General features: G+C 35.1%; 20 protein-coding genes. 5 read left to right on the top strand and 15 right to left on the bottom strand.

From position 1 onward, the window contains the following. Positions 1-24 precede the first annotated feature (24 nt). From purD to MG290_RS10525, 7 genes are all read right to left on the bottom strand, one after another. Positions 25-1296, bottom strand: coding sequence for a phosphoribosylamine--glycine ligase (purD, locus tag MG290_RS10555; protein ID WP_264561267.1), 1272 nt, complete (start codon positions 1294-1296; stop codon positions 25-27). Positions 1297-1349: 53 nt separating this feature from the next. Further along, the gene (locus tag MG290_RS10550) at positions 1350-2693 is read right to left on the bottom strand and encodes an exopolysaccharide biosynthesis polyprenyl glycosylphosphotransferase (protein ID WP_264561266.1); all 1344 of its coding nucleotides are present in this window, start codon (positions 2691-2693) and stop codon (positions 1350-1352) included. After that, a complete protein-coding gene (locus tag MG290_RS10545) occupies positions 2693-3676 on the bottom strand; it encodes a UDP-glucuronic acid decarboxylase family protein (protein ID WP_264561265.1) in 984 nt (327 codons plus the stop codon). The genes MG290_RS10550 and MG290_RS10545 overlap by 1 nt, the downstream gene beginning before the upstream one ends. A 409-nt stretch (positions 3677-4085) precedes the next feature. After that, complete coding sequence (locus MG290_RS10540; protein ID WP_264561264.1) at positions 4086-6428, bottom strand: penicillin-binding protein 1A; 2343 nt, start codon at positions 6426-6428, stop codon at positions 4086-4088. Between the two features lie 15 nt (positions 6429-6443). After that, a complete protein-coding gene (locus MG290_RS10535; protein WP_264561263.1) occupies positions 6444-6935 on the bottom strand; it encodes a gliding motility lipoprotein GldH in 492 nt (163 codons plus the stop codon). After that, positions 6919-8397 (bottom strand): PSP1 domain-containing protein, encoded by a 1479-nt coding sequence (locus MG290_RS10530; protein ID WP_264561262.1) that lies wholly within the window; start codon positions 8395-8397, stop codon positions 6919-6921. Before MG290_RS10530 ends, MG290_RS10535 begins: the two co-directional genes overlap by 17 nt. A 189-nt stretch (positions 8398-8586) precedes the next feature. Beyond that, entirely contained in the window at positions 8587-9660 is a 1074-nt protein-coding gene (locus MG290_RS10525; protein ID WP_264561261.1) for an endonuclease/exonuclease/phosphatase family protein, read from the bottom strand. 133 nt (positions 9661-9793) lie between these two features. On the opposite strand from MG290_RS10525, the gene MG290_RS10520 reads away from it, so the two are divergent. From MG290_RS10520 to MG290_RS10500, 5 genes are all read left to right on the top strand, one after another. Continuing rightward, the gene (locus MG290_RS10520; protein ID WP_264561260.1) at positions 9794-12580 is read left to right on the top strand and encodes a TonB-dependent receptor; all 2787 of its coding nucleotides are present in this window, start codon (positions 9794-9796) and stop codon (positions 12578-12580) included. 11 nt (positions 12581-12591) lie between these two features. Then, a complete protein-coding gene (locus MG290_RS10515) occupies positions 12592-13197 on the top strand; it encodes a DUF5017 domain-containing protein (RefSeq protein WP_264561259.1) in 606 nt (201 codons plus the stop codon). 9 nt (positions 13198-13206) lie between these two features. After that, positions 13207-14562 (top strand): DUF5689 domain-containing protein, encoded by a 1356-nt coding sequence (locus MG290_RS10510; RefSeq protein ID WP_264561258.1) that lies wholly within the window; start codon positions 13207-13209, stop codon positions 14560-14562. 103 nt (positions 14563-14665) lie between these two features. After that, entirely contained in the window at positions 14666-15157 is a 492-nt protein-coding gene (locus MG290_RS10505) for a GNAT family N-acetyltransferase (RefSeq protein ID WP_264561257.1), read from the top strand. A 74-nt stretch (positions 15158-15231) separates the two neighbouring features. Continuing rightward, on the top strand, positions 15232-15933 hold the full coding sequence (locus MG290_RS10500; protein WP_264561256.1) for a hypothetical protein: 702 nt from the start codon (positions 15232-15234) through the stop codon (positions 15931-15933). Between the two features lie 97 nt (positions 15934-16030). On the opposite strand, the gene MG290_RS10495 is transcribed toward MG290_RS10500, so the two are convergent. The 8 genes from MG290_RS10495 to atpH form a co-directional block, all read right to left on the bottom strand. Then, positions 16031-16879 (bottom strand): mechanosensitive ion channel family protein, encoded by an 849-nt coding sequence (locus tag MG290_RS10495; protein ID WP_264561255.1) that lies wholly within the window; start codon positions 16877-16879, stop codon positions 16031-16033. A gap of 164 nt (positions 16880-17043) precedes the next feature. Beyond that, the gene (locus MG290_RS10490) at positions 17044-17541 is read right to left on the bottom strand and encodes a hypothetical protein (protein WP_264561254.1); all 498 of its coding nucleotides are present in this window, start codon (positions 17539-17541) and stop codon (positions 17044-17046) included. Between the two features lie 183 nt (positions 17542-17724). Further along, positions 17725-18606 (bottom strand): IS982 family transposase, encoded by an 882-nt coding sequence (locus tag MG290_RS10485; protein ID WP_264560924.1) that lies wholly within the window; start codon positions 18604-18606, stop codon positions 17725-17727. A 168-nt stretch (positions 18607-18774) separates the two neighbouring features. Then, the gene (locus MG290_RS10480; RefSeq protein WP_264561253.1) at positions 18775-19458 is read right to left on the bottom strand and encodes a carboxypeptidase-like regulatory domain-containing protein; all 684 of its coding nucleotides are present in this window, start codon (positions 19456-19458) and stop codon (positions 18775-18777) included. 12 nt (positions 19459-19470) lie between these two features. After that, entirely contained in the window at positions 19471-19941 is a 471-nt protein-coding gene (locus MG290_RS10475) for a hypothetical protein (protein ID WP_264561252.1), read from the bottom strand. A gap of 58 nt (positions 19942-19999) precedes the next feature. After that, positions 20000-20860: an ATP synthase F1 subunit gamma gene (gene atpG, locus MG290_RS10470; protein ID WP_264561251.1), complete on the bottom strand. Its 861-nt coding sequence runs from the start codon at positions 20858-20860 to the stop codon at positions 20000-20002. Positions 20861-20948: 88 nt separating this feature from the next. Next, positions 20949-22523 (bottom strand): F0F1 ATP synthase subunit alpha, encoded by a 1575-nt coding sequence (gene atpA / locus MG290_RS10465; RefSeq protein WP_264561250.1) that lies wholly within the window; start codon positions 22521-22523, stop codon positions 20949-20951. Between the two features lie 37 nt (positions 22524-22560). Beyond that, positions 22561-23094 carry an ATP synthase F1 subunit delta gene (gene atpH, locus MG290_RS10460; protein ID WP_257500426.1) on the bottom strand — a complete coding sequence of 178 codons (534 nt, stop codon included), beginning with the start codon at positions 23092-23094 and terminating at the stop codon, positions 22561-22563. Positions 23095-23101 lie beyond the last annotated feature (7 nt).

Here is a 23101-nt window from a genome sequence, read left to right as displayed (position 1 = left end):
TTTAAACCTGTGAGGTCTGTTTTCTTACAAATCAAAACCTAAATCGGTGCGATAGTATTTTTTATCAAAGTTTATTTTTTCAACATTTTGGTATGATTGTGCCAAAGCTTCTTTAAAACTATTTCCGTAAGAAGTGATAGCAAGCACACGCCCGCCGTTTGTAACGATATTTCCGTCTTTTTCAGCTGTACCGGCATGAAATACAATTGAATTTTCTACCTGATCCAAACCTGTAATTAGTTTACCTTTTTCATAATCTTCAGGATATCCGCCCGAAACCATCATCACGGTTGTTGCCGTGCGCTCATCGATTTCCAAAACAGCTTGGTCTAAAGTTTGAGAGGCTACAGCCTGAAATAATTCCACCAAATCAGATTTTATTCGGGGTATCACCACTTCCGTTTCCGGATCGCCCATACGTACATTGTATTCAATTACAAAAGGATCGTTGCCTACTTTTATCAAACCAATAAAAATAAATCCTTTGTATTCTATATTATCATTTTTTAAACCGTTAATTGTTGGTTTTACAATGCGTTCTTCTACCTTCTGCATAAAAGCATCATCGGCAAATGGAACCGGAGAAATAGCACCCATTCCACCTGTGTTTAAGCCGGTATCACCTTCGCCTATTCGTTTATAATCTTTTGCTGTGGGTAATATTTTATACGACTTTCCATCGGTTAATACAAAACAAGAGAGTTCTATTCCGTCTAAAAATTCTTCAATAACCACTTTCGATGATGCGTCGCCAAACTTGGCATCTACCAACATATTGCTTAATTCCTGTTGAGCTTCGGTTAAATCGTTTATAATCAAAACACCTTTTCCGGCAGCTAAACCATCAGCCTTCAAGACGTAAGGAGGTTTTAATGTAGTTAAAAAATCATGTCCCGCATTAACCGTATCTTTAGTAAAAGACCGGTATCTAGCTGTGGGAATATTGTTTTTTACCAAAAACTGTTTGGCAAACTCTTTACTTCCTTCTAATTGTGCGCCGTGTTGAGATGGACCAATTACAGGAATAGTTGTTAAATCTGAATCGTTTTTAAAGAAGTCATAAATACCCTTTACCAACGGGTCTTCAGGCCCAACAACTACCATTTCTATAGTATTTGACAACACAAATTGCTTAACCGCATTAAAATCTGTGAGGTTTATTGCTGCGTTTGTTGCAATTTTACCAATTCCAGCGTTTCCAGGTGTCACAAATAGTTTGCTACATTTTGCACTTTGAGTTATTTTCCAAGCCAAAGCGTGCTCTCTTCCGCCCGACCCTAATAGTAAGATATTCATAATAATAAGGATGTTTTGTTTTTTGAATTACAAAAATAAGATTTAAAATAGAACTAATACGCCTTTTTCTCGCCTTTCAACGCATTTTTAATGGTGAGATAAATTATTTTAAGGTCCAAAAGCAACGACCAACTTTCCATATAAAAAATATCATATTTTATACGGTTGATGATATCGGTATCGTTTTCAATTTCACCTCGATAACCATGAGTTTGTGCCATGCCTGTTATTCCAGGCTTTATAAAATGGCGCGCTTTGAATTTATTTACTTTTACAGCATATTTTTCGGTAAAGTTTAACATGTGCGGACGAGGTCCTACTACCGACATATTCCCAATAAATACATTAAAAAACTGAGGCATTTCGTCTAAACTGGTACGGCGAAGAAATGCTCCAACTTTTGTAATTCTGGGGTCATTTTTTATAGCTTCTGCAATATCTGCATGGTCATTAACAAACATCGACCTAAATTTATAGCAGTTAAATTCTTCATAATCTAAACCGTGTCTTTTTTGCTTGAAGAAAATAGGTCCTTTGGATTCTAATCGTATTAAAATAGCGATTAAAGGTGTTAACCACGACATGATTCCTATAATTACTAATGAAGAAAAAACAATATCAAAACCACGTTTTATAAAATAATTCAACGGATCATTTAGCGGAGTGGTTCGTGAGGGCATCACCGGAATTACTCCGTAATAATCTACTTTTAGATTGGCTGATAGCAAGTCCTTTTTTGAAGGCAAGAACTTTAAAAGTTTTAAATTATTATCCACATAATCAATAAAATAGCCTACTTGTTTGGTTGTTGTTTTTTCTAAACTTAAATAAATTTCGTCTATTTTATTTTCTTCGCAATAATTTATTATTTCTGACGGATGCGACTGAATCAGTGAAAATTGGCTGATTAAGGCATATCCGTAATCGGGATTTGTGGTAACAAATTTCACAAAATTTCTTGTTAAATCATCATGACCAACAATTACAATTTTACGGAGATTTCCTTTATAATATTTTCGAAATAATTTCAACAACCAAAAAACCAAGTACTTAGCCGCAACAATAATAAAGCCCGAAAAAAGCAAATAGTATCCTAAAACGCTGTAAGTTTCTGTTAAAGTAAACAAACCGTTGAGTGCGAATACGTTGAGCGCAAATAAAAAATATTGTTTAATTATCTTCTGTGCGATTTGTATAAGTTTTGTAAAGCGATAAACTTGATAGAATTTAGTGATAACAGCCGTTACAATCCAAGAAAAAGAAAGGTATAGATAGAAAAATACCGTTTGGAAAGAGATTGGCAACAGTAGCAATGCCAATGCAACCAAAACAAACAAATCGAATGTGATGGTAATGGGTCTTAAATACTTAGAATATCTACCTATTTTTCGTTGCACTAATAAATGTATTTAGAAAAATCTTTATGTTCTTCTTTTTTTAATTCTTCTGCCGAAAGCGTTCTAAAATAATCAAAAGTTCTTTGTAATCCTGTTTTTCGGTCTATTTTTGGTTGCCAATTTAATATTTTTTTGGCTAATGAGATATCGGGCTGGCGCTGTAACGGATCATTTTCCGGCAGCGGCTTATAAGAAATTTGCTGCTTTGTACCAGTTAATTGTATGATTTCCTGCGCAAATTCATTGATAGTTATTTCATGGGGATTTCCAATATTAACGGGCAAATGGTAATCGCTGAGCAACAAGCGATAAATTCCTTCAATTTGATCATCTACATAACAAAAAGAACGGGTTTGGTTGCCATCACCAAAAATAGTTAAATCTTCTCCGCGCAACGCTTGCCCCATAAAAGCAGGTATCACTCTACCATCGTTCAAACGCATTCGGGGTCCATAGGTGTTAAAAATACGCACGATTCGGGTTTCTAAACCATGAAAATTATGGTATGCCATGGTGAGCGATTCTTGAAACCTCTTCGCTTCGTCATACACGCCACGCGGGCCAATTGTATTCACATTTCCATAATAATCTTCGGTTTGCGGATGAATCAATGGGTCGCCATAAACTTCAGAAGTAGATGCGATTAATATACGGGCGTTTTTGGCTTTTGCAAGGCCTAATAAGTTGTGTGTGCCTAACGAACCTACTTTTAGGGTTTGAATTGGAATTTTTAAATAATCAATTGGACTGGCAGGCGATGCAAAATGCAGAATATAGTCTAAATTTCCGGGTATATGCACAAATTTTGTTACATCGTGATGATAAAACTCAAAATGTTCCTCTTTGAACAAATGCGCAATGTTTTTTAAATCGCCGGTAATTAAGTTATCCATCGCAATAACATGCATGCCTTCATTTAAAAAACGATCGCACAAATGCGAACCCAAAAAACCAGCGGCTCCTGTAATTAATACCCTTTTCATAGTTCAACTATTTTGTGTAAAATTAAACTATTATGTATGAAAAAAAAATGGTTACTCTTTATATATTAAATAGAGCACGAAATCCTTCAACAATTTGTATTCCAAAAAGAAACCGGTTTCGATTAATATTCTAAAAAGCAAATAGTTATCCTAAAAGAACTTGTTTTTAGAACATTTTGAATACATTATTATTATTTTTTTTACTATAAAAATCAATATCTGTTTCTAACTAAATACATTGATTTAAAAACCATGATTAATCTACAAATACGTTAAAAATATTCAATAATGAAAAAGAAAATAAGGCAGATAAACTGCTACTGATAAAGGGATACTATTAAAAAAATGTATAAGTATGGTATAAAATTTAAAAAAAAACGACTTCAAAATAAGGAAGTCGTTTTAATTATTAAAAGTCAAATTCTTCAGGTACACTTTGCGTTGGTGGTGCAAGGCTGTCTCGTTTACTGCTTCCGCCAATAACAGAGTCGGTAGCAGCGCGTTTCCAGCAATCAACCAATACACTTATGTTTGATGGTCGTTCAAACTCTTCATCTGAAACATAAAGCTCTTTATCGGCATAACATTTCTTCATAAAAATACCCCAAATAGGCAGCGCCATAGTGGCACCTTGCCCGTAAACTGTAGATTTAAAATGTGCGGCACGGTCTTCATTGCCCACCCATACACCTGTAACTAAGTTGGGCACCATACCAATAAACCATCCGTCAGAATTGTTTTGTGTGGTACCGGTTTTTCCAGCAATTGGATTTTTAAATGCATACGGATATCCGGTCATGGTGTGGTATCCGGCACCTCCTGATCCTGTATAACGCAATCTACCTCCTGATCCACCTTCCGTAACGCCTTCTAATAATTTTATGATGGCATAAGCGATGTCTTTGTTCATTACATCGCGGGTTTCTGCTCTTGATTCGAACAGAACAACGCCGTTTTTATCGGTAATTTTATTCACAAATCGCGGTTTCACATACACGCCTTGGTTGGCAAATGTGCTGTATGCAGCTACCATATCGCTCACGGTAATTTCTACCGCACCCAAAGCAATTGCCGGAGAGGCAGGAATATCTGATTTTACACCTAAATCTCGGCATAAATCAATGACCGCTTTTGGACCCACGCGATCCATTAAGCGAGCTGTTACTGTATTGAGCGATTGTGCTAAAGCATATTTCATAGTCACTGAACCGTAGTATTTACCACCTGAATTTTTAGGCGACCACGGACGCTGAATTCCATAACGACCTTTTGCCATTGTGAAAGGACCGTCGTAAATGTAATCACAAGGGCTCATTCCCAGCTGGTCAATAGCTGTTGCATATACAAACGGCTTAAAGGTGGAACCTACTTGGCGGGCTCCTTGTGCCACGTGGTCATATTGAAAATGCTTATAATCAATTCCGCCCACCCATGCTTTTACGTTTCCGGTTATTGGATCCATTGACATCATTCCCGATTGTAGAAAATGTTTATAATAAACAATTGAATCACGAGGTGTCATGAGTGTGTCTTTTTCACCTTTCCAAGTAAAGATGGCCATTTTGGTTTTCACATCAAACGATTTAATGATATCGGCTTCATCTTTGCCTTGTGCGCTCATTTGTCTCCATCGCTCAGAATTGCGCATGGCACGGTCTATAATTCTTTTGGTTTCTGATTGATTAATTTGAATAAACGGAGCGTTTTTGTTACCCTTTTGTTGTTTAAAGAATTCTTTTTGAAGATTTGAAAGATGCATTTCCACCGCCTCTTCAGCATATTCTTGCATACGGGAATCGATAGTTGTATAGATTCGCAAACCATCACGGTAAATATCGTAGGTGGAACCGTCTTTTTTAGGGTTTTCTTTCACCCATTTTCGCATATAATCGCGCAAATATTCTCTGAAATAGGTAGCATAACCTTTTGTATGGGTTTCAGGTGTGTACTTAATTTTTAAAGGTTTTGCTTGATATTTTTGCTTTTCGGCTTCGGTTAATTTACCATTTTTTGCCATTTGTGCCAATACAATATTTCTACGTTTTTCTGCACGTTCGGGATTAAAACGAGGGTTGTATCGAGAAGGCGCTTGAAGCATGCCTACTAAAACCGCAGCTTCTTCAACTGTTAGGTTTTTAGGTTCTTTGTTGAAATAAATGTTTGCAGCAGACCGAATTCCATAAGCATTACTTACAAAATCTACGGTATTTAGATAATAGGCGATGATTTCGTTTTTGGTGTATTGACGTTCTAATTTCACGGCAATTATCCATTCTTTCACTTTTTGAATGACACGAAAAAGTTTATTGCTTGATCCAGAGCTGCCATGAAACAAGTTTTTTGCAAGCTGTTGAGTAATAGTACTTGCTCCACCGCTTGATCCTGCAGTGAAAACAGCACGCATGGTTCCCTTGGCATCTATACCCGAATGTGACCGAAAACGCTCATCTTCGGTAGAAATTAATGCATCTACCAAATGTTCGGGTAATTCTTCGTATTTTACAGGCACACGGTTTTCTAAATAGAACTTACCTAAGGTTTTTCCATCTGCAGAAATGATTTCGGTTGCAACGCTTGATTCCGGATTTTCTAACTCATCGAAACTAGGCATTGCCCCAAAAATCCCCCAATTTGCAAAAGCAAAAATTAGCACAATAAAGGCAATTCCTGCTCCAAATAATTTCCAAAATAATCGAAAGTATCTTTTATTGGTTGATACTTCTTTCTTTTTAGGGTCATCTATTTTTTCCATAATATCTTATGCAAATTATTGTAATTGTAAACCAATATCGGTGATTCCGTTTAACACAGCATCTCCTTTCACTTCATTTACTTTTCTAATTGCGTGTTGAATTTCCACTTTATACACGCCTTGTTTTTTAAACGATGTTTTTTCGCGCCAAATTAATCGATGTTCTTTCACATCGGTAAAACCTCTTCCTAGCATGCTGCCATCTGCATTTGCCATTTGGTATTGCAAGGTATCAACAATTGCATTGCCTTCGGGAGGTGTGGTTTTTATAATCACATACAAATTGCTGTATGGATATTCGCTGGTGGTGCGAACATTAATATACGCATTTCTCTTGGCCACTGTATCTAATGATTCAAAACTAAATACCACCGGCTCACTTTTTTCCCAACCATTTGGCAACGACCTGTATTCGTTGAAAAAATCTGCATTATTGCAACTGGTTACCACCAAAAAAGCTGATAAAGCAACAAATTTAAAGAGGTTTCTTTTATTGTTTATTATCATTGGAATTTCGGTTTTGTTTAGGCGCGTTGTTTTTATTGGGTTTTCTATAATTCTTTTTCCGCGGCTGATTTTGATTATTTTTTACGCTTGTTTGATGAGCTGGTTGCTGATCGTTTTTAGGTTTTTCAGCCTGATTGTTTTGTGACGATCGATTAGGCGCTTTAGAACCACTCGCGTTGTTATTGCTATTTCTATTGCTTTTGTTATTGTTATTGCTATTGTTATTGCTATTGTTATTGTTATTGCTATTGCTATTGCTATTGCTATTGTTATTGTTATTGTTATTGCTACGAGTTGGTCTTTTTTGAGGTGCGTTTGAAGCAACTTTGTTATCTGTTTTCTTCTTGTTTCGCTGCGGTCTTTTTTTGCGTTTTGGCTCGTCGAAACGTGATAAACTATCTTCTGCAACAACGCTTTGTAAAGATGCTGTAACAGCTTCTTCAAACACGTACTCTTCGATACTTTCAACCGTTTTTCCTTGCTTGTTTAAGGCTATGATTTCTTTTACTTGCTCTACTTCAATTTTGTACCAATTGGCACTGTTTGATGGGTATGCAAACCACATGACTTCCTTAAAAATATCAATTTTCTGACAAATAAGTTCACCGGTTTTAGTTTGAAGACGTGTTTCAGCATCGGGCATCCCTTTTAAAGCATCTAAATATGTGTCTAATTCATAATTTAAACAACATTTTAGTTTACCACATTGTCCTGCCAACTTTTGCGGGTTAAGCGAAAGTTGTTGGTAACGTGCTGCTGCTGTGTTTACACTTCTAAAATCGGTTAGCCATGTAGAACAACACAATTCGCGCCCACAAGAACCAATTCCTCCTAAACGAGCAGCTTCTTGGCGGAAACCAACTTGCTTCATTTCGATTCGAATACTGAATTCGCGCGCAAATTCTTTGATGAGTTGACGAAAATCAACCCGATCGTTTGCTGTGTAGTAAAAAGTAGCTTTTGAAGCATCGCCTTGAAATTCGATATCAGAAATTTTCATTTCTAATTTTAATTCAATCGCTATTTCGCGTGCACGAACTTTCATAGGTTCTTCGCGTTTGCGGGCATCGCTCCAAATATCAATGTCTTTTTGACTGGCTTTGCGGTATATTTTTAAAGTATCTCCATAGGGATCTACTTTTTTCTTTTTCATTTGCACCTTAACTAGTTCACCTGTTAAAGTTACCACACCGATATCGTGTCCTGGGCTGGCTTCTGTTGCTACAATATCGCCAATTTGTAAGGGTAATTTATCCGTGTTTTTATAAAAATCTTTTCTACCATTTTTAAAACGGACTTCTACTACATCAAAAGGTTCAAAACCTGACGGGTAATGCATATTCGACAACCAATCGAACACGCTTAGTTTATTACAACTATCGGTTCCACAAGAACCATTACTACCACAACCTTTTGGAATGCCTGAATCGTTTGTTTTAGTAGAACAATTTGTACATGCCATATATATTGAGCAACTTTTGTTGCTGATTTTAATTAATAAAAATTTGTGTAAAGATACTAATTTTCGCTGTGTATTATATACTCTTAACGTTTTATAAACGAAACAGCAATCTAAGATATAAAAAAAATGTGATGACGAATGCATACAGAATAAAAAAAAGCTGCCTTAAAAAGACAGCCTATTTGTTTGCTACATTTCTTTTATAATATAAACATATACCGGAAAGTGATCGCTAAAACCTGGTTCTCCACTTAGTTGGTTTCGCAATGGATAACCTTTATACTGCCCCGACTTTTGTACGAGAAAAGGTTTGTTAAAAATTCCTGCTTTCCAATATTGATAGGTTGTATAATCTTTTCTTAGTAATGGTTCGGTAAATATAATTTGGTCAAAAATATCCCATGCATCGCGATAAGCAATCGTTCCCTGCCCATCTTTATACATTTGATACATAGGGTTAAAAACCTCGCCTTTTTTCACATCTTCTTTCTTTCCTTTGGCATTTAAAACCTCTTTTACCGATTTGTTATAAGGTCCGTCGTTTAAATCGCCCATTGTAAACACTTTTGCATTTGGATTGATTTTGTATAACGAGTCGATGATTTTTTTGTTCAATGCAGCCGCAGCTTCGCGATTAGGGCTGCTTTTCTTTTCACCTCCTGAACGCGATGGCCAGTGGTTTACGATAAAGTGCATTTCTTCGCCATCAAACAAGCCCGAAACCAACAATTGATCGCGCGTGTAAATACGCTTACCTTTGCCATTGTTGCTGTCTTTGTATTTAGAATCGGTGCTGTCATAAATATATAATGGTATATTCTTTGAGCTTGTGGGTTTAAAATGTTTGGTTTGATACAGAAGTGCTACATCAATACCTCGGCGATCTGGTGAATCGTAATGAATAATACCATAAGAAGCACTCTTTAGTTTTGGCATATTTACCAAATCTTCTAAAACCTTGCGGTTTTCTAACTCACTTACGCCCAAAATAGTAGGCATATTTGGGTTTTCATCAGTCCCGATTTCAGAAATAGCTCTGCTTAGGTTTTCCAGTTTTTCTTGGTATTTTTTAGAACCCCAATTGCGTGTACCGGTTGGTGTCCATTCTTCGTCGTAAATTTTTTCATCGCGTATGGTATCAAACAAGTTTTCTAAATTGTAGAAAGCTACCGTATGTACCATGTATGATTTTTGCTGAGCATTCATAAACCCTGAAGTTCCCAGCAATGTTAATAAAAGTAAAAATCTAAATGTAGTGCCCATATTAAGTTTATATAAAGTTTTCAACAAACGTGCATGCAAAATTAGTTAATATTTATAAAATAACTACATTTGCAGCGTGTTAAGTTTAGTTTAAACTTACAATTTTTTTAAATAGTTTATTTTTAGTTTTTTTATGAAAAAATTACTCTTTAGCACTTTTTTAGTGCTAATTACCCTTACAACTTGGGCACAAAGTACAGCGTTACGCGGGGTGGTGGTTGATGCAAAAACACAGCAACCTTTATTCAAAGTAACAGCAAGTTTATTCAACACCAATTTATCTGCCACAACCAATGAGCAAGGTGAATTTGTAATTGCCAACCCAATTCAGGGCAATCAGGTGCTCTACATTGAGTTTACTGGTTATGTTCAAAAACGATTTATTTTGGATATAACAAACGAATCAGACATTGATTTAGGCACCATTTATTTAGAAGAGGATGTAACTTCTGAACAACAACTAAGTTTAATTACCCTAACAGAAAATGATTTGGGCGATGACAACTCGGGTTCAGAAACCACATCGGGTCTTTTGCAAGCTTCGCGCGATCCATTTCAACAAGCAGCCGCTTTCAACTGGGGGCAAGCACGTTTCAGAATCAGAGGTTTAGACAATGAATACGGTAATATCTTTATCAATGGTATTACCATGAACAAGCTTTTTGATGGCCGTCCGCAATTCTCTAACTGGGGCGGATTAAATGATGCTACTCGTAACCAAGAGTTTATCAATGGATCAATGCCAAATGATTACACTTTCGGAGGAATTTTGGGTGTACAAGCAATCAATACCCGTGCGTCGTTTATGCGTCCAGGAACACGTGTGTCTCTTTCTGGTGCTAATACCAACTATAGCGGCCGCGGAATGATTACCTATGGTTCAGGAATGAATAGAAATGGCTGGGCTTATGCAGCATCGGCATCTTACCGTATGGCTAAAGAAGGCTTTTTTGAAGGAACAGATTATGATGCAAAATCATTTTTCTTAGCCATTGAAAAGAAAATTAACAGCAACCATAGTTTAAATTTATCGGCTATTTATGCACAAAACAGCCGTGGTAAAAACGGGCCTAACACACAAGAGGTGGTTGATTTAAAAGGATTCCAATACAATTCTTATTGGGGATGGCAAAACGGAAAAAAACGCAACTCACGCGATAAAGATGTGGAAGAGCCCATTTTTATTTTAAGCCATTACTGGGACATCAACGAAAAAACAAGTTTAAACACCAATGTGTCGTATCAATTTGGAAAGATTTCAAACAGCCGATTAGAAAATAATGGGGCAAACAATCCAGATCCTACCTACTACAAAAACTTACCAAGTTATTATTTAAACTTTCACAATACCGACGGAAGCAGTCCAATTTGGACACCCGATTTTGCAAATGCAGAACGCAACAGAGTTGATTTCTTAAACAATTCACAAATAAACTGGGATCGTTTATACCTTCAAAATGCTTCAAAAGGATACGCAGTAAATGCTTTGTATGCCGATGTGATGCAAGACAACCAATTTACAGCAAACACCTTGTTCAACACACAAATTTCAAATGCAATAGGGTTCAACGCTGGTTTAACATACCGTAACTTGCGTTCAGAAGGATACCAAGAAATGCTTGATTTGCTAGGTGGTGCTTATTTAATTGATAACGATTTGTTTTTAAAAGAAGAATTTTCGGCTTCTGATTTAAACAATCCAAACCGTAAAGTTTACGAAGGCGATAAATACGGTTACAACTTTATCATGCATGCAAATGTGGTTGATTTATTCACACAATTTAGATTCAACTATGGTAAATTAGGTTTTTATCTAAGTCAAAACGCATCATACACAGAATACCAACGTGAAGGATTGTACAGAAACGGTTTATATGCAGATTCATCATTTGGAAAAGGTCAAAAAATTTCATTTGAAAACTATGGTTTCAAAGGGGGAGCAACGTATAAATTAACCGGTCAGCATATTTTTAATATCAACGCTAGTTATTACACACAAGCTCCGTCAATTCGCAACAGCTATTCAAATATTCGTATCAGCGATGCAACTGTAAATGGATTAACCAATGAAAAAGTATTTGGATCGGATATTAACTATATTATCCGTACACCAAAATTAAAAGGACGTGTTGGAGCATATTTCAACGAAATTAAAGATGCAACAAGAACGTCTTTCTTCTATGCAGATGGTATCGATTTAGAACTAGACGATGAAACAAGTAGCGATTTCGTTGCAGAAATCACGCGTGGCATCAGCAGACAAAGTATGGGTATGGAATTGGGAGCAGAATACCAAGCTACAAAAACCATTAAAGTATTAGCAGCTGCAAACTTTAGCCAATCGATCTATTCAGACAATGCGAACGTTTACTTAAATGTAGATGGTCGTCGTGAAAATGGTTTAAGTCCAATTGTGAACTACGGTACAAGTTATATTAAAAACTACCGCGTTGCAGGTACGCCACAGCAAGCTTATTCATTGGGAATTGAGTACCGCGATCCAAAATATTGGTGGATTGGTGCAAACGCAAACTTCCTAACAGATATTTATTTAGATATTTCGCCTTTGCTACGCACAAACAACTTTTTTAACGAACCCGGTCAAGGAGGTGCTGCCTTTAATGATGTAGATACCAACGTAGCAAAACGTTTGTTAAAACAAGAAAAATTAGACGATGTTTTCTTGGTAAACCTTCAAGGAGGAAAATCATGGAGAATCGGTGGTAAAACAATTGGTTTCTTTGCAACCATCAACAACGTGTTAGGTTTAGAATACAAAACAGGTGGTTTTGAACAAGCACGTAATGCCAACTACCGCGAATTATTAATGGACCACGCAAGCGGAACACGCACATTTGGACCTAAATATTTTTATGGTTTCGGCAGAACTTATTTCTTAAATTTATACATGAACTTTTAATGAAAAGTGATATGAAAAAAATAAAATTTTTATTCCCAGTAGCTGTAATTGCCTTGGTAAGTGTTTTTGCAGCTTGTTCCCCAGAAGACGAACAGGAATTACCAACATACAGCCCAACAATTTATATGGAAGATTTTCAAAAAGTAATCGATGGTACTTTTGATGAATCTAAATTTACAAATATTGCAGAAACTGGCACAAAAAAATGGTTTTCAACCTCGTACCAAGGCAATGCGTATTACGAATTTTCACCTTTTAACAGTAACGAAACATTAAACGTTGCATGGTTTGTAACACCCGCAATTAATGTAGATACAGCAGTTAAAAAGCGTTTAACCTTTCAATCTGCTCAACACCACGTAGTAAATGTAGAAAACAACTTTTTAGAAGTACTAATTTCTACAGATTTTACAGGCGATGTAACTACAGCAACTTGGAAAAGTGTTACTTTTAACGGACCAAAAATAGGCAGCGGTTTTAATTACGATTTTTTTAATTCAGGTGTCATAAATCTACAAGAATACACCGGAAATATTTATATTGCTTTTAAAGCAACAGGCGGAACAGCAAGTGCAAATGCAGGAGCTTATATGATAGATAATATTAAAGTATTTTAATTTTTAGATATGAAAGCATTAAAATATACGTTTGCAGCCTTGACATTGGTTGCAACATTAGGAATAACAAGCTGTGCAAACAGCGACGATGTTTCTTCACCAGAAATAGAATACCACAAAGCCACAGCTACAATTACTTTAGAAGAGTTGTATGCCAAAGCCAACACAACTGTGCAACAATACACCGAAGAAGATATTTTAGAAGCCTACGTATCATCTAGCGATGAAGGCGGAACATTCTACAAATCGGTATCATTGCAAAATTTAGAAGGCACAAAAGGTTTTTCTATTTCGGTGGATATGTACAACATTAGCAACGATATCGCTCCGGGTAGAAAAGTGTATATCTATTTAAAGGATTTATACTTTTCAATAGTACACGGATCATTAGTTTTAGGCGATTTGTATGAAGAAACAAGCGTAGGCAGAATGCGCCCACAAGATTTCTACAAAAAAGTTTTTCCTTCGGCAGATGTTGTTTCAGAAACAACATTAATGAAAACCATTACGTTGGCTGACCTTAAAAATGACAACTACATTAACACGTTGGTTGAAATTGATCAAGTACAGTTCGACGATAGTGCCGTTGGCAAAACCTTTTACGATCCTAATAATGTTTTAGGTGGGGCAACAAACCACAATATTGTTGATGCTACCGGTACAATGATTTTTAGAACCAGTGAGTTCGCAAAATTTGCAAGCAAAGTGGTTCCAGAAAACAATGGAAAAATTCGTGGAGTGCTTACAAAATTCAATAGCGATTACCAATTTATGGCGCGTACATTTAATGATATTCAGTTAAACAATCCACGTGTAAGACCTGTAACAGCAATTGGAGGTACCAGCATGGTATTTACACCAACGGTTAACGAAACCTTTGAAAGTTTTGAAGTAGCTGCAACTGCCAGCACATTCCCACAATATGGTAATGATTATGCTTTAGGCGGAAGATATTGGGCGGTAAAATCGTTCCAAAATAATAAATACATTCAGTTAACCGCTTTTGGAAACAGCGCTTCCACAACAAAAAGTTATTTTATTGTGCCTGTACAATTCAATGGCAACAATAGTTTATCGTTTGATACCAAAGACGGTTACTACAATGGCGATGTTTTAAATGTATATTATGTACCGGCATCAAACTATACGTATGGCGACTATATAAACACAACAAACTTCACAAACATTACCACGCAGTTCACCTATTCAAGTGGAACAACAAACGGCTATGCAGCGAATTTCACACCAAGTGGCAGCTACCAATTCCCAAGTTCTGTAACAGGTAATGGTTTCATAGTGTTTGAATATTCAGGTAACACATCAGTAACATCTACTATTCAAATAGATAATATTTTGTTTCAATAAGAAATCTATTCAATTTTTTTAAAACGCCTTCTTTATTGGAAGGTGTTTTTTTTTATATCATCCACAATTTTTCATAGCTTTACAACAACACATACATATAGAAATGACCATACAACTTGCACAACCCAAAGATTTAAGCAGCATTATGCAAGTGATTGATGATGCCCGGAACAATATGCGCGCAAACGGAAACCATACCCAATGGATCAATGGATATCCGTCAGCAGCAGTTATTCTGAATGATATCAATCAAAACACAGGATACATTTGTTTGAATGACACCGAAATTGTGGGTTATTTCTCGTTTTTAATGGGCAATCATCCGGAACCGACTTACAACGTCATCGACAACGGAAAATGGCTGAATAATGCACCTTACGGCGTAATTCACAGACTGGCATCAAACGGAATGGCTAAAGGTGTTGCCAAAGCTTGTTTTGATTATTGTTTTAAGCAGATTAACAACATTCGGGTTGACACGAACAATAATAACCTACCGATGCAAAATTTCTTAAAAAAATATGGTTTTGTGTATTGTGGCGTTATTTATGTGGCAGATGGTTCGCCAAGAGATGCTTTTCAGATGAAGGTTTAATTTGTTGCAGTAAAGTTTATAAATACTGGCAAACGATTACTATGGCTTTTCAAATGGTTTTAAAATAAAACAAAATGTATAAATATATTCTTTTCATACTGTTTGCGTACAATGCTTATTCTCAAGAAAAAGCAAGCATTCGCTTTTTTCCAAGCGATTGTAGAGACAAATCTTCTCCTGAAGCAAAATATTACAGATATGCATGGTGGACAAAAGAAGTAAAAATTAAAAATAGTTCAGGGCATAGCGAAACAATAGGGAAGAAACCTGGAGAAAATCTTGAAGTAAAAAATCTTGAAAAAGGAACTTACACGATAATCTTCGAAAATATGTTTTCTCAACTTATTGAAATTCCCTTTAAAGTTGAAGAATATAAAAAATATGAAGTTGATTTATGTACAAATATAATCGACTATTCCAAAGAACAATTTCAAACAAGAATAAATCAGTTAAAAAAAGGCGAGCATTTTACAATCAATTTTACATCTCAAGGATGTTTTCATTCCGATAAAAAAGAACTTATCATTTCGCGAAAACGCAAAAAATATTTTCTTGAATATGAAGGAAAATCAAAACGCCTTTCAAAAAAAGAAATAAAATTAATAGAACATTTTGAAATTGAATTATTGTTTGTAAAAGATGATTTTTGCACAACAAGCGAAAGTTATAATATTCAATTTAAAGATAAAAATGATTTTTTTAACGATGGTTCATGTAAATGGAAGGGATTATACTATTTACTGAAGAATTTGGGGATTTCTGAAAATTTAGATTAATAACAAAAGTGCTGGCGCGAGCATCTTGCTCGTGTCTTTTTTGGTACGAGCGTGACGCTCGCACCAGCATAAGATGCTTTTCAGATGATGGTTTAAATCACTTACTATTCCGCACTTCAAGCGACCTAATTGGGAATGGAATATTGATGTGATGTTCTTTGAATTTTTTATGAATCAATTTAATGGCCAAACCTTTGAATTGTGCAATTTCGATAGCTCGTCCTGATTTTGATTGAAACCGCACTTCAAAATTTATAGACGAATCGGCAAATTCATAATAAAAAAAGGGCACTTTTGTTCCCGGTACATAACAAGGTAATTCGCTTTTAATAGTGTTTACCACCAAATCTTCCACAAATTGTAAATCTGAGTTGTAATCAATACCACACTGTAAACTAATAATACTGTTTTCGGTAAGCGAATAGTTTTTCAATGTGTTTTCTATTAAAAGTTTATTGGGAATTGTTAATATATTGCCATCGGCCAGCAACAAAGTTGTTACGCGAAGGTTAATTTCTTGTACCTCACCGGCATATCCGTTTGTTTCAATCCAGTCGCCTATTTTAATAGTTTTGATAAAGGATAAAACAATGCCTGCAAATGTATTGCTTAAAGTGCTTTGTAAAGCCAAACTGACTGCCAAACCTATTAAACCTGCGGCTCCTAATAACGCTTTAATGAAATCGCTTAAATTCATTATAGACAGCATAAGATACAAACCGCCTAAAATAGTTACAAACGAGGTCATGTTTGCAATCACGTTTCGGGCAGAATGCTTAATATTGCGCTTTAGCAAGATTTTTTCTGTAGCTTTTTTTACTCGGTTTGAAAGATAAAACGACAGCAAACAAACCAATAATGCCAGAATAATATTTGGAGTATATTCAATAATATCCTTTACTAAATCTTCTATGGCAACAGTTGCTCTATTCAAATATTCGTTCACTTCTAAAATTGGTTTTTATAGTTTTATATAGTTTTTGCAAGTTGCTTTTTCTGATTGTGCACAGCCATTTGATATGCCACAATGACTTTATGCTCTTTTAATAATTCAAATATAAAATATCTTAGGGTAATTTTCCTAACTTTTTGTTTATTGGTTTTTTAAAATTATTTATCCACTTCATAGTAGCCAACAAAGATTAATTCCATTGGCTCAATTGGTAACACTTTATTAACAGGTAATTCTGATTTCAGGACTTCAATCTCTTCAAAATATTCTTTAGTGTAATTACCATTTATTGAAATTTGTAATGTGTCTTTTACAAAATATTCTGGAATATTAAGTTTAAACCTACCAAACTCATCACTCCAAACTCCATATCCGTTAAAATTTAACTTAACAAAGCACTGAGTGGCAGGCATTTTGGTTTCACTATCAATGATAATACCGCGAATCACATACTGCAAGGTATCACTAAAAAAAGGATCGGTTTGAAACAATTGTTCATATTCAGCAATTGATTTTTGAGTTGGTTTTTGTACCGAACACGAAACCACTAAGCCAGCAACCAACAATCCGTAAAAAGCATTTGAAATCTGTTTGTAATTATACTGATTTGAAGAAGCTACTAAAGGTCGGTTTAATTGTGACTGCTTGAATTTCATACATTTGGGTCGCTCTTTTTGATTCACCAAATTATATAATTCATTGTCTGAAAGATTTGTTGCATCAAAAACCTTTTCACTGCAAAGCAAACACAATTGTTCTCTGTTCGAAATAAATTCTGAACTCCAATCCTGCTTCTCACAAGGTTTAGGAACGGTTACTTTAATACCCCTGGTGCATTATTAAACGAGATTAATTTTTAGGTTGTTAATATTTCTATTAAACACAAATTTATTCAAATATTGAATAGTTGTCAGTGTTGTAATTTTAGCCAGAATTCTTGTTTTAAATCCTTCAAAGGTCTTTGCGTAATTTCTTCTAATCATAAATTGGTCACACAATTGTGAGAACAGAGTTTCAATTCTTTTTCTATATTTTTTGAAATGATAAAATTGAGGTTTATAACCTTTTTGATTTTTTCTTTTCGGAGTTTCTAATTGGATATTGACCTGGTTAAATAAATCAAGTTGAATGGTTTGTGAAAGATAACCTTTATCTCCAAATAAAACACAATCAGACATTTGCTTTCTTATATCCTGCAAATAATGAATATCGTGGACAGAGGCAGGAGATAAATCAAAACTTTGAAAAACACCAGAAATTGAGCAAACAGCGTGTAATTTATAGCCATAAAAATGTAAATTTTGTGAAGCACAAAATCCCTTGTTGGGAATGGCATAATCGACCTCCTTACATATTTTACTTCTGGAAGAACGTGCTATTTTACACACTTCCAAGGGCATACTATCGACCACAAAATAGTTTTCAAACTCATTAAATTTTTTTACCATTTTCATTCTGATTTCTTCGATAAATGGAAATAATTTTCTTTTTCTTCTGTTGTAAACACTTCGCTCAATTTTAGATTCAATTTCAAAACCCTTAATTTCTCTAAATAGCTGATGTTCAGAATCAATCGATTTAAATTCTGACAAGATTATTAAACTAATTAATTCAATATCAGATAGTTTAGGCTTTATTGGTTTAAAATATAAATTCTCTTTTTCCGAAATTTTCCGCAATTCCTTCAAAATTAATTTGTAACTTGCTTCTAAGTTGCTCATGATTGTATTTGATTGTCAGTCAATACAATATACTACTTTTTTGTATCTTGAGCAACTTTTTATATAATGCACTACGGGTTACTTTAATTGATTTTTTCATATAAAACATCTTTCTAGATTATGATAAAAATAACGATTAATTCTATTGGCTCAATTAACAACACTTCATTAATATGTTATATAACTTCCAATAATGACTTGTTCTGTTTGTTGCACAAAAATTAATTGATTGAAAGGTAATTGCGATTTAAGAACAGTTATTTCCTCATAATAATCCGTTTCATAATCTCTACCAATTATAGAAATAGTAATAGTGTCTTTGATTGAATATTTTGGAATATTAAGCTTGAATCGTCCTTCACCATCACTTAAAACACCATAACCGCCATCAAAAATTAAACTTACTGAATAATTCTTCACAGGCTTCATGCTGGTTTTATCAACCACAATACCGCGAATCACATACTGCAAGGTATCACTAAAAAAAGGATCGGTTTGAAACAATTGTTCATATTCAGCAATTGATTTTTGAGTTGGTTTTTGTACTGAACACGAAACCACTAAGCCAGCAACCAATAATCCGTAAAAAGCATTTGAAATCTGTTTGTAATTAAAATGATTAGTGGTAGCCACCAATAAAGGTCGGTTTAATTGTGATTGTTTGAATTTCATGCATTTTGGTCGCTCTTTTTGATTCACCAAATTATATAATTCGTTGTCTGAAAGATTTGTTGCATCAAAAACCTTTTCACTGCAAAGCAAACACAATTGTTCTCTGTTTGAAATAAATTCTGAACTCCACTCCTGCTTTTCACAAGGTTTAGGAACGGTTACTTTAATTGATTTTTTCATAAGCAAATTATTTTAATCTCCAATTCCAAAATACGCGTAATGAATAGCGTAAAGTATTAAATATAGCTCTATTTCTTCATCCGTTATAAAATTCAGAAAAGAAAAACTGATTTCATCTAAATACGATTTCCAGAAAGAGTTTTTTAAAGATCTTCCGATTAACTCATTATCTCTATAAAACTCGATTTTGTAAGAAAATGAAAAAGGCTGCTTTATATAATATTTATGTTCATTATACATCCAATAAAAACTGTTCTTATTTTGAACAAATTCTTGACAACTTGAAAGGTTGTTTTCTATAAAGACAATTTTACTAAATCCAAAACCATGCTTTAGATAGAAAATCAGTTGAGTTTTTCCTAATGCATCAATCAAATGGTAGCTTTCTTTACCCAAAATCCATTTACGAGTTATATGGATTTTAAAAACTAATTGATTGGCAATATAAAACTTGTTGCTCTTGTTTACAGCGATTTTTTCCATAAAAAAAACCTTTATCAACTAAGATAAAGGTTTTTAAAATATGTTTTAAAAAAACGTATTAATTGTTCAATGCTTCGGCACCACCAACGATTTCCAAGATTTCGTTTGTAATAGCAGCCTGACGTGCTTTGTTATACGTTAATTTTAACTGATCGCGTAAATCTTTCGCATTATCGGTTGCTTTGTGCATAGCTGTCATACGTGCGCCGTGTTCCGCTGCGTTTGAATCTAAAACTGCTTTGTACAATTGCGTTTTTAACGATGTAGGAATTAAATTTAAAATGATTTCTTCCTTAGAAGGCTCATAAATATAATCTACAGTAGCGTTTGATTCTGCTTCAATTGGTTTTAAAGGCAAAAATTGTTCGGTTTGTACAATTTGTGTTGCTGCATTTTTAAATTGGTTATACACCAATTCTACTTTATCATAAGATCCTTCAATAAAGGCATCCATAATTTGTTGGGCAACTGCTTCTACATTTACAAACGTTAACGCATCGAACAAATCACTGCGGTTTGCAAAAACGGTTTCGGTTTTTCCAACCAAATCATAACCTTTTTTACCAATTGTTAATACATCTACTTTTTTACCTGCATAGGTGGTATCAATTAACGTGCGCGTAGCTTTAATCACATTGGCATTAAATGCACCACACAATCCGCGGTTTGATGTAATTACAACTAATAACACATTATTCACCTCGCGCTGCTCTGCATAAACGCCCGCAGCATCGCCTTCTAATGTAGAACTGATGTTTTGAATTAACTCGGTTAACTTTTCTGCATACGGACGCATAGCGGTAATCGCATCTTGCGCCTTTTTTAATTTTGCTGCAGAAACCATCTTCATCGCAGAGGTAATCTGCATGGTTGATGACACCGAATTGATTCTGTTACGTATTTCTTTTAAGTTTGCCATTTTTTAAAATGTATATTGTAAAATTGTATATTGTAAAGGCATCTAAATTAGCTTGATACATTTTACAATATACAATATACTTTTAAAATTAGTATTTAGACGATACTTCTTTTGCTACTTTTTCTAATGTAGCTGTAGCTTCGTCAGACAAGTTACCTGCTTTTAACGCATTCAACGTATCGCGGTGCGATAAGTTTAATACTTGTAAGAATTCTTTTTCGAACTCTTTTACTTTTTCTACAGGAACATTGCGTAATAAGTTTTTAGAACCTGCATAGATGATCGCAATTTGATCTTCTACTGTATAAGGATCGTTAACTGTTTGTTTTAAGATTTCAACGTTGCGTTTACCTTTCTCGATTACGTTCATGGTAGCAGCATCTAAATCTGAACCAAATTTCGCGAAAGCTTCTAATTCACGGAATTGTGCTTGGTCTAATTTTAATGTACCAGCTACTTTTTTCATTGATTTAATTTGTGCATTACCACCCACACGCGATACCGAAATACCTACGTTAATTGCCGGACGTACACCCGAGTTGAATAAATCAGACTCTAAGAAGATTTGTCCGTCTGTAATCGAAATTACGTTGGTTGGGATGTATGCAGAAACGTCACCAGCTTGTGTTTCGATAATTGGTAAAGCAGTTAATGACCCACCACCTTTAACGATTGGTTTTAACGATTCTGGTAAATCGTTCATGTTTTTAGCGATTTCATCGTCACCGATTACTTTTGCAGCACGCTCTAATAAACGAGAGTGAAGATAGAAAACGTCTCCAGGATATGCCTCACGACCTGGTGGACGACGCAAGATTAATGACATTTCACGGTAAGCTACCGCTTGTTTAGATAAATCATCATAAACAATTAATGCCGGACGACCTGTATCACGGAAATACTCACCAATTGCCGCACCTGCCATTGGAGCATATACCTGCATTGGAGCAGGATCTGATGCGTTTGCAGCTACAATGATTGAATAAGCCATTGCGCCTTTTTCTTCTAATGTTTTTGCAATGTTTGCTACTGTAGAAGCTTTTTGTCCAACAGCAACATATATACAGAATACTGGTTTACCAGCATCGTAAAATTCTTTTTGATTTAAAATGGTATCGATACAAACAGTAGTTTTACCTGTTTGACGGTCACCAATAACCAACTCACGTTGCCCACGACCTACTGGAATCATTGCATCGATAGCTTTGATACCTGTTTGCATTGGTTCGGTTACCGGCTGACGGAAAACTACACCAGGAGCTTTACGCTCGATTGGCATTTCGTATAAATCACCTGAAATAGGTCCTTTACCATCAATTGGATTTCCTAAAGTGTCCACCACACGTCCTAACATACCTTCACCTACTTTGATAGATGCGATACGACCTGTTCTTTTTACAGTAGATCCTTCGCTTACACCAGTAGATGGACCAAATAAAACAACCCCAACGTTATCTTCTTCTAAGTTTTGAACCATTGCTTCTAAACCGTTCTCAAACTGAACCAACTCACCATATTGTGCGTTTGCCAATCCGTGAACACGTGCAATACCATCACCTATTGTTAAAACGGTACCAACTTCTTCTACAGATCCTTCTGCTGTAAAACCAGATAATTGTTTCTTTAATATTGCTGAAATCTCAGCAGGATTAATTGCTGCCATGCGTTTGATTATTTTATCACGTTAAACGTGTGTGATTTTAATTATTAAATTCTCTTTTTAATTGACTTAATTTGTTGGCAATAGATGCGTTGTATTGCATATCGCCCAAACGAATGATAAAGCCGCCAATAATATCTTTATTTACTTCGTTTACAATGCTTACTTCTTTGGTAGAAAGCTCTTTTACTTTTGCCAATACTTGTGCTTCTAATGCTGGTGTTAAAGGGGTAGCTGTTGTTACATAAGCCACTTCGGTTCCTTTTAACTCATCAAATAATGTAGCATATTGTGCTGTAATTGCTTCTAAAATATCTAAACGCTTGTTTTGTGATAAAACCGAAAATAAGTTTTTAGTATCTGCGTTAGTCGAAGCAAAAATTTCGTTTAAGGCAGCTAATTTAGATGCTCCTTTAATTACCGGATTCTCTAAAAATAACTTTAACTCACTGCTTTGTGCAATAGCATCGGCTATGGTTTTCATATCGGCGCTAACCACTTCGGCATTTCCTTTTGCGTTAGACACGTCAAGAATTGCTTTAGCGTATCTTAAGGCTGCTCTTGTTCCCGTCATAACGTGT

Origin of the sequence: Flavobacterium sp. CBA20B-1 (assembly GCF_028473145.1) — a bacterium.
GTDB lineage: Bacteria > Bacteroidota > Bacteroidia > Flavobacteriales > Flavobacteriaceae > Flavobacterium.
Note: the sequence above shows the minus strand (reverse complement) of the source record. Positions and strands in the feature narration are given on the sequence as shown.

Bases quoted from the DNA above. Each gene is read 5' to 3' on its own strand.
- purD (WP_264561267.1), bottom strand. From the start codon at position 1,296: ATGAATATCTTACTATTAGGGTCGGGCGGAAGAGAGCACGCTTTGGCT.
- MG290_RS10545 (WP_264561265.1), bottom strand. From the start codon at position 3,676: ATGAAAAGGGTATTAATTACAGGAGCCGCTGGTTTTTTGGGTTCGCAT.
- MG290_RS10540 (WP_264561264.1), bottom strand. From the start codon at position 6,428: ATGGAAAAAATAGATGACCCTAAAAAGAAAGAAGTATCAACCAATAAA.
- MG290_RS10535 (WP_264561263.1), bottom strand. From the start codon at position 6,935: ATGATAATAAACAATAAAAGAAACCTCTTTAAATTTGTTGCTTTATCA.
- MG290_RS10530 (WP_264561262.1), bottom strand. From the start codon at position 8,397: ATGGCATGTACAAATTGTTCTACTAAAACAAACGATTCAGGCATTCCA.
- MG290_RS10525 (WP_264561261.1), bottom strand. From the start codon at position 9,660: ATGGGCACTACATTTAGATTTTTACTTTTATTAACATTGCTGGGAACT.
- MG290_RS10520 (WP_264561260.1), top strand. From the start codon at position 9,794: ATGAAAAAATTACTCTTTAGCACTTTTTTAGTGCTAATTACCCTTACA.
- MG290_RS10515 (WP_264561259.1), top strand. From the start codon at position 12,592: ATGAAAAAAATAAAATTTTTATTCCCAGTAGCTGTAATTGCCTTGGTA.
- MG290_RS10510 (WP_264561258.1), top strand. From the start codon at position 13,207: ATGAAAGCATTAAAATATACGTTTGCAGCCTTGACATTGGTTGCAACA.
- MG290_RS10505 (WP_264561257.1), top strand. From the start codon at position 14,666: ATGACCATACAACTTGCACAACCCAAAGATTTAAGCAGCATTATGCAA.
- MG290_RS10500 (WP_264561256.1), top strand. From the start codon at position 15,232: ATGTATAAATATATTCTTTTCATACTGTTTGCGTACAATGCTTATTCT.
- MG290_RS10490 (WP_264561254.1), bottom strand. From the start codon at position 17,541: ATGAAATTCAAGCAGTCACAATTAAACCGACCTTTAGTAGCTTCTTCA.
- MG290_RS10485 (WP_264560924.1), bottom strand. From the start codon at position 18,606: ATGAGCAACTTAGAAGCAAGTTACAAATTAATTTTGAAGGAATTGCGG.
- MG290_RS10480 (WP_264561253.1), bottom strand. From the start codon at position 19,458: ATGAAAAAATCAATTAAAGTAACCGTTCCTAAACCTTGTGAAAAGCAG.
- MG290_RS10475 (WP_264561252.1), bottom strand. From the start codon at position 19,941: ATGGAAAAAATCGCTGTAAACAAGAGCAACAAGTTTTATATTGCCAAT.
- atpG (WP_264561251.1), bottom strand. From the start codon at position 20,860: ATGGCAAACTTAAAAGAAATACGTAACAGAATCAATTCGGTGTCATCA.
- atpA (WP_264561250.1), bottom strand. From the start codon at position 22,523: ATGGCAGCAATTAATCCTGCTGAGATTTCAGCAATATTAAAGAAACAA.
- atpH (WP_257500426.1), bottom strand. From the start codon at position 23,094: ATGACGGGAACAAGAGCAGCCTTAAGATACGCTAAAGCAATTCTTGAC.